The sequence below is a fragment of the Acinetobacter sp. BWR-L5 genome, from assembly GCF_039655985.1.
GTDB lineage: Bacteria > Pseudomonadota > Gammaproteobacteria > Pseudomonadales > Moraxellaceae > Acinetobacter > Acinetobacter johnsonii.
In genome coordinates, this window is the sequence record NZ_JAGFEV010000012.1 from 83,546 (window position 1) to 90,150 (window position 6,605).

The window sequence follows — 6,605 nt, forward strand, 5'->3', positions numbered from 1 at the left end:
TGTTTTTCTATGATTTATAATGTTTTGATGCACAGCAAACACATTTTCATGCGCTTTGCGCTTATTTGCTTATACGGCCTGTACGTGCTTCGTACATATCTGCACGGGTTTGCGTCATTTGCATCAGACACGAAATACGCTGTAATTCAGTCTTTTCATTTTTCACGATAGGTTTATTATTACAAATCTGATCACGCTGCACTAGCCATTGTTGATGAGACTGTTTAACCAATCCTTGCTCATCTACAGGAGCCTTCGCCAAATACGGCTTAAATACTTTCTTTAAGCGTTTCTTTTGTGCTTTATATTCTTTACTCATACATGCATCAATTTCACTCAACACATTGCCAGTTTGCTTCATGCATGCTTCATATTTTTTAGTTGGGCCCATTGCATAGGCTGAACCACTGAACAATCCCACAACAAGCAACGCACTAAATATTTGTTTCAATTCCTTTCCCCAAAGCAAATTTTCTTCATTCATTTTTTAATCTAGTCATTCACAGCATCTGCGTGCTGCAGCGCTTTAATATAACATCCTATTTTGTATGAACATACTAGCCCCCTATAAAATTTCCACTGCACAGCTTTTTACATGAACTCACAGGCTTTGCATTGAAACCTGATCAAACAGCCTTATTATAAGGTGAGTTCTTCTGCCAATATTCCCCAAATTTATGAGTTATAAACACAACAATTTAATGGCGATGCGTGAACGCTATTGGAATGACACCGAAAACAATCATGTCGCCACTGAAAAAGCCTATTTCCAAAAGCTGTTACAGCAGCAAGGGATCTATGAATATGCAACCATTGAGGATGCTCGATACTTCTTTTTTAGTCTACCGAGCATCATCATTGTTAAAGGTTATGCACATGGATTTATGCACCAACCAGTACAAGAAATGATCCTGCAACACATACAAACACATAAAGATGAATTGATTCAGAAAAACACACTTAAAGTAAAATTTCGTATGTAACAATCCCGATTAGGCTGTATTTAGATGGTTGCTTAACACTTATGGCCTTTTTTAACTCGAGATTCAGCAAGTTGAACTTTTTTAATACGTGAATACACGATATTATCCGTTACAATCTAAAATGCTGCCCTTGCTGATGAAAGGATTTTACTGAATTATGTCAGATCACAACGATAAGCTTAAACAACTGAAAACCTCCTCTATGGATCGTCGTTTATCGATTGCCAAAGCTTCGTTGCTTGCTGGAACACGTTGGGCTGCTTCTAATGCGACAACTATGTTTTCTAGCGAAGAAGAAAAAGAAAAGAAACGCAAAAAAGCAATGAAAGAACAGGCCGATTATCTTGTTTCTGAAATAGGTAAACTTAAAGGTTCTATCGTCAAAATTGGCCAAATGATGGCGCTTTATGGTGAACACTTTCTACCTGAAGAAATCACGCAAGCCTTAAATACTTTAAATAACCAAACAGTCGCTTTAGCATGGCCTGCGATAAAACAGCAACTGCACAGCCAGTTGGGTTCTAAACTAGATGATTTAACCATCGATCATGAGCCACTGGGCACTGCATCACTGGCACAAGTCCACCGTGCAACGCGTAAGTCTGATGGTTTAGAGATGGTATTGAAAATTCAATATCCTGGCGTTGCTGAAGCCATTGACTCAGACATGAGCCTGTTCAAAAACATGCTTAAACTGACACGTATGGTGCCGCAAACACGCGAGTTCGACCAATGGTTCGATGAAGTTCGTGAGATGATGCACCGTGAAGTCAATTATAAAATCGAAGCTGCAACCACACGCCGCTTTGCTACTCGCTTAAAAGAAGACCCACGCTACATCGTGCCACAAATTATAGATGGCTACTGTACAGACCAAGTATTGTGTATGACATTTGAACGTGGCGTGCCGATTAACAGCCCTGTCATGCTGTCTCTGCCGCAAGAACGTCGCAACAAACTTGGTGAAGCATCGCTTGAAATTGCGGTACGCGAGATTTTTGAATGGGGTGAAATGCAGACCGATCCGAACTTTGGTAATTACCTCGTTCGCTTAGGCAATGGCAATGACATCTTGGACAAAATCGTTTTGCTTGATTTTGGCGCAATCCGACAGTTTGATGAACACTTACTCGGTGTAGCACGTAAGCTCATTCATGCTGGGTTTAATCATAGTAGTGAAGAAATGGTTCAAGCGATGACAGGCTATGAGTTTTTCGACTCTATCCCTCAAAGCATTAAACCTGATATGGCTAAGGTCTTCTTACTTGCAACTGAAGCATTCAGCAGCCCAAGCAACAACCCAGACTTACCTGCTGGTGTTATGGATGAACACTTTGCTTATGACTGGAAAGCAAGCCAGCTTCATAGCCGTGTAATGCAGCAAGCTTCAAAGTCAATGGCATCTCGCTATTTCAGTGTTCCTCCGAAAGAGTTTATGTTTATCAGCCGTAAATTCATCGGTGCTTATACCTTTATGACTGTGATTGAAGCGAAAACCAATGTTCGCGCTATGGTCAAAAAGTTTATCTAAAAGTACATTGACCAAAATGATGCAATGTCATTTTGGTCAATTGATCAATCACTTCAATTTCCAACGATTTAATAAAAAATTTAAAAAACAAAAGATTAGAATAATTTAAAATACACCACCTACCGTTTATCTTTGACAATACATCATGTCAGTCATGACATAGTTATTCGTGTGCCGCTATGTCAGCATAAAACCACAGAATAATTCTGCTGGATGAAAATAATGACAAATATGGTAAATAAGGCGCAGGGATTTGGCTTATCACTGATCACAAAAATGGCAAGTAGCGACGTACTTGACCAATTAAAGCTTAGAAAATTTGTGGAGAAATCGCTATATCAAGGCTCAAAAGCAGGCTATAAGACTTTATCAAAAACACAAAAAGCCTTTAAAACCAATAAAGATCTACATAAACAACGACTCAATAATCAAGAAAAATCATTGTTTGATCTGAACTATTCAGAAGATCAGCAAATGACTATCGACAGCATGTCACAGTTTGCAGCGGATGTACTTTACCCATTAGCCGCAAGTGCCGATCAAAATGAAACTTTTCCAACAGAGCTTTGGCAATATATTGAAGAGCTAGGTCTGAACTTTTATGCTTTGCCTGAGGCACTTGGGGGTGTCGCTGCTGAGAAAAATATTCTGAGTAATGTACTTATTGCAGAGCATCTGGCCAAAGGTGATTTTAGTTTAGCCGCTGGTATGCTCTCTACTTTTAGTGTGATTAATGCCATTACACAATGGGGTTCTGAACAAGTACAGGCTTTATATTTAAACAGTTTTGCGCAAAACAGTAGCATTCGCGCTAGCTTTGCAATTCAAGAAGCTACGCCTGCTTTTAATCCTTACCAGCTAAAAACCAAAGCCATTTCACGTGATGGTCAATATTTTATCCAAGGTGAAAAGACACTGGTACTATTGGCTGAAAGTGCAGATATTTTCCTTGTCAGTGCTGAACTTAATGGCCAAGCTGAAGTTTTTATTCTCAGACGTGATGAAAGTATTCAGTTTAAAAAATCTCCCGCTATGGGGCTCAAAGCAACGGAAACAGCGACTTTAATTTTTAATCAAACCCCTGCTTTACGCTTAGGTGATGAAGATTTCAACTACACGGCATTTTTAGACCTCGGCAATTTAATGTGGTGTGCAATGGCGGTCGGCACATGTGAAGCGGTCAAAAAATATTGTATTGAATATGCCAATGAACGTACCGCCTTTGGTGAACCAATTTCTCACCGTCAAAGTGTTGCATTTATGATTTCCGATATGTCCATCGAAATTGATGCCATGCGTATGCTCATTCTAAATGCCGCAAGTCTAGCTGAATCTGGGCAGACATTTCACCGTGAAGCCTATTTAGCACGCTTACTTTGTGCCGAAAAAGCCATGAAAATTGGCACCGATGGTGTACAGATTTTAGGTGGACACGGATTCACCAAAGAACACCCTGTTGAGCGTTGGTATCGTGATTTACGTGCAACAGCGATTGTTCACTCTGGTCTACATGCATAATAAAAAGGAAAACTGGCATGAATTTACAAAATCCTAAGAAATTTAAATTACTGATTGATCAAGCCCACCAAGTGGCCATCAATGTACTTCGCCCTATCTCCCGAAAATACGATAAAGCTGAACACAGCTACCCTAAAGAACTGGATATGCTGGCATCTTTAGTCGATGGTATGAATGAGGGTGGTGAAGGTATGAACGCAGGGGCCGCTGTCGGCAAGCGAGGTACCAATGAACAGGGCAATAAAAATGGAGTAAATCTTTCTACCGCTTTAAGTGTAATTGAAATGTGTTATGGAGATACCGCTTTACTTCTATCGATGCCTCGCCAAGGGTTGGGAAACTCAGCAATTGCAGCTGTTGCCAATGAAGAGCAGTTAGAGCGTTTCAAAAACACATGGGCAGCCATGGCAATCACTGAACCAAACTGTGGCTCGGACTCTGCGGCTATTCGCACCTCGGCAATAAAAGATGGTGATGATTACATCTTAAATGGTGAAAAGATTTTCGTGACTTCAGGTGACCGTGCCGACGCTATCGTCGTTTGGGCAACTCTGGATAAAAAATTAGGTCGTTCAGCGATCAAATCTTTTGTGATTCCTAAAGGAACGACTGGCATGACGGTAGAACGTTTAGAACATAAGTTAGGAATCAAAGCCTCTGATACCGCAGTTATGCGTTTAATCGACTGCCGAGTGCCAGCCAAAAACCTACTAGGAAATGCGGAAATTGACATTGCTAAAGGCTTTGCTGGCGTGATGGAAACTTTTGATAATACCCGTCCGCTCGTTGCAGCGATGGCTATAGGCTGTGCCAAGGCCTCACTAGAACGCATTAAAGAGATCTTCAGCGATTGTTTAGATCCTCAATATATAACCCCATACTTACAAACGACTCATATTGCGAGCCAAATTTATCGTATGGAAGCCGAATGGGAAGCAGCACGTTTACTGACCTTAAAAGCCGCATGGATGGCAGATAACAAGAAACCGAACTCAAAGGAAGCCTCCATTTCCAAAGCCAAAGCTGGTCGAATTTGTAATGAAATTACCCTTAAGTGCGTCGAACTTGCGTCAACGGTCGGTTACAACGAAGATGAGCTTTTGGAAAAATGGGCAAGAGATTCTAAAATTCTAGATATTTTTGAAGGAACGCAACAAATTCAGCAACTCATTATCGCACGCCGTGAATTAGGAAAGTCATCGAGCGAATTGAAATAATATAAAACATCCCATTCGGATATGTTGATGCCATAGTTTTTATAAATAGAAGATTATGGCCTCACATTGAAGCAATATAAAAGTAGAAATTACTGGACTTAAATTCATGCTATCTAACAACGGCTGAACTTATTTGTTGGGCTTCAAAAAACGTATCGCTATCACAGAACTTAGATTTATTGAGCAAATTTAATATTTGGAGAATAGTAAGTCTTACCAACTTAGATACTGCTTAGGCTATTTGTTATAAGCAAGAAGAATTTCTTTGACTTGTCCATGCAATCACCTATAAAAAGTTAAATACTATGGGGTTATATGACAAAACTATCTTTGCAAGTGGATCTACTAACAGCATAAAATCTAGAATTTCAATTAATCGCCTCTATTTAGCTTAAATAAAGTACGGATTTAACAAAACCATAAAATAGTACCTTCTGTCTCAACTTGACTGTAATTGCACAGCTCAATATGATCTTCTCAGACATTATACCAATGGATATACAGTTTGCTGAATTATCAACGATACTTGCCAACATCTCATATTAAAGCTAAATCTGTTTTAATTTTAACAACAACTTTAATATTTACTGGTTGTTCATCACTTGGTGGCGGTTCAGTTGAAAAGCGTTCAGCAAAATTAGCCAATGGCATTCAAAAGGCATATGCTGTTGAACCAACAACAGCACTACGTATTGCACCTATGATTGTACAAAGTGCAGATCGTTATAATGTGGATCCATTACTAGTTGCAGCAGTCATAAGACAAGAGTCTAGCTATAGAAATTATGCTGTTTCCCCTGCTGGTGCTATTGGACTTACTCAAGTTATCCCACGCTATTGGCAACAAACCTGCCCTGGCGATTTATTTGAAGAGATTAATAATATTAATTGTGGCACCTATATTCTCGCTAGCTATAACCAAAAAGCAGAAAGTTGGCCCAAAGCTTTGGCTTATTATAATGTCGGTCCAACAGGATACCATTCGACCTGGAAAATGAAGCGTCAAGGAAAGAAATATGCCAAACAGGTTAAAGCACATCAAAAAAACTTAAAAGATGCTCTGTAACCTCTTTTAAATAAGACATAAAAGTCAGCAACTGCTGGCTTTTTACCATTTAGGCCCTTATAGATAAGCTATTTCACTTGTTCTCTATCTCTTTTTCCCTCTTAATAATTATTTATTTATTATTTTAATCTTTTCAGCATAAAAAAATCCCCCTCTGCATTAAGCGGAGGGGGATTTTGAATTAATGAGCTGGCGATGACTTACTCTCACATGGATAACTCCACACTACCATCAGCGCTAAGAGGTTTCACTTCTGAGTTCGGGAAGGGATCAGGTGGTTCACTCTTGCT

At 39.5% G+C, this 6,605-nt stretch carries 6 protein-coding genes and 1 rRNA gene; 5 read left to right on the forward strand and 2 right to left on the reverse strand.

The window, feature by feature from the left end; genetic code table 11:
* Positions 1-61: 61 nt before the first annotated feature.
* Entirely contained in the window at positions 62-484 is a 423-nt protein-coding gene (locus JZ787_RS16700) for a lysozyme inhibitor LprI family protein (protein WP_168159959.1), read from the reverse strand.
* 193 nt (positions 485-677) lie between these two features.
* Here JZ787_RS16700 and JZ787_RS16705 point away from each other — a divergent pair, with 193 nt between their 5' ends.
* The 5 genes from JZ787_RS16705 (at position 678) to JZ787_RS16725 (ending at position 6,315) form a co-directional block, all read left to right on the forward strand.
* Positions 678-983, forward strand: coding sequence for a hypothetical protein (locus JZ787_RS16705; RefSeq protein WP_058951948.1), 306 nt, complete (start codon positions 678-680; stop codon positions 981-983).
* Between the two features lie 157 nt (positions 984-1,140).
* Positions 1,141-2,514 carry an AarF/ABC1/UbiB kinase family protein gene (locus JZ787_RS16710; RefSeq protein ID WP_058869652.1) on the forward strand — a complete coding sequence of 458 codons (1,374 nt, stop codon included), beginning with the start codon at positions 1,141-1,143 and terminating at the stop codon, positions 2,512-2,514.
* Between the two features lie 231 nt (positions 2,515-2,745).
* On the forward strand, positions 2,746-4,032 hold the full coding sequence (locus JZ787_RS16715; protein ID WP_346312910.1) for an acyl-CoA dehydrogenase family protein: 1,287 nt from the start codon (positions 2,746-2,748) through the stop codon (positions 4,030-4,032).
* Between the two features lie 17 nt (positions 4,033-4,049).
* Positions 4,050-5,249, forward strand: a complete 1,200-nt coding sequence (locus JZ787_RS16720; RefSeq protein WP_346312905.1) for an acyl-CoA dehydrogenase family protein — start codon at positions 4,050-4,052, stop codon at positions 5,247-5,249.
* A 505-nt stretch (positions 5,250-5,754) separates the two neighbouring features.
* Positions 5,755-6,315: a transglycosylase SLT domain-containing protein gene (locus tag JZ787_RS16725; RefSeq protein WP_010326766.1), complete on the forward strand. Its 561-nt coding sequence runs from the start codon at positions 5,755-5,757 to the stop codon at positions 6,313-6,315.
* A 187-nt stretch (positions 6,316-6,502) separates the two neighbouring features.
* Here JZ787_RS16725 and rrf read toward each other — a convergent pair.
* Positions 6,503-6,605: ribosomal RNA gene (rrf, locus tag JZ787_RS16730) — 5S ribosomal RNA — on the reverse strand; the annotation flags it as partial.